The organism is Skermanella aerolata KACC 11604 (assembly GCF_000936425.1).
Taxonomy (GTDB): Bacteria; Pseudomonadota; Alphaproteobacteria; order Azospirillales; family Azospirillaceae; genus Skermanella; species Skermanella aerolata.
This window is the reverse complement of sequence record NZ_AVFK01000175.1, coordinates 1-1,034: the sequence shown is the minus strand read 5'-3', so window position 1 is coordinate 1,034 and position 1,034 is coordinate 1. Positions and strand designations below refer to the sequence as shown.

Below are 1,034 nucleotides of genomic sequence, written 5' to 3'. Positions count from 1 at the left end.
ATCTGGCGCAGGAACCGGATGCGCCCCGCGACGTCCGGTCCTACGCCCGCGATGCGCCGGCGCAGCAGCTCGTCCAGATTGCGGTCGCGGCCCGACAGCAGCACCACCAGCCCCAGGGGGTCGCGCCGCAGCAGCTCGACCAGCGCCCGGTCGAAGTCGGGGTGGATCTTGAACAGGCTCTGCGGGCAGACATAGACATGCGCCTCCTCGGGCAGGCCGAAGGCCGAACGCGGCTTGAGCCGGGCCGGCAGGGAGGGTCTCGCGTAGTGGATGGTCGGGCCGGGCAGGCGGACCAGGGTCTCGGAGTAGTGGCGCTCGGCGCCGTCCGGCTCCATCGCGCCGCAGCTCAGGAAGCGGTCGAGGTTGCCGATGCCGGTGGTGTCGGGATGGCCCCAGGTCAGGCATTGCAGCGGGGCGAGCCGGGCATGGGCCAGGAAGTAGGTCAGGGCCGACATGCCGATGTCGGCGTAGTACAGCACGTCGAGGCGCTCGGCGGCGATCAGGCGGCGGGCGGCGGCGAGATCGACCGGCAGCTCGACGGTGCGGTCGGCACAAGCCACCAGGACCTTCCGCATGGCGTCGCCGGCATGGGGGGTGGTGAACAGGGTGACGTGGAAGCGGTTGCGGTCGAGGGTGCGGATCAGGCCGAGGTTGAGCTTGGCGATGGTGTGCTGGTGCCAGTACTGGGACACGAAGCCGACATGGACGCGGCCGTCGGGTCGCGGTGCCGGATCGGCGAGGTCCTGCGTCAGCTCCGGACAGGCCGTTTCGAACAGGCGCGCCACCGCCTGCTGGAGCGGGCGGTCGTCGGCGGCGTGGTAGGCGAGATAGAAGCAGGTCTGGCCGACCTGGGCCAGCGGGTCGTCCAGGCGGATGCCGCGCTCGGTCAGGGCGGTGACCTGCTCCATCATCCGCGCCCGCGTCTCGGCGATGTGCTCGATGGAACGCGGGATGATCGGCAGCGCCAGCGCCATCTTGACCTCGAGCCCCGGATCGCCGCCCAGCCGGAATGCCTGACGGAACGACGCCGTGGC

Annotated in this window: 1 protein-coding gene; it reads right to left on the bottom strand. The window is 71.1% G+C overall.

Annotated features, from left to right (window positions below; translation table 11 throughout):
• Window positions 1-1,034: tetratricopeptide repeat protein (locus N826_RS44620; protein WP_044438026.1), on the bottom strand; the 1,034-nt coding region annotated here is incomplete at both ends.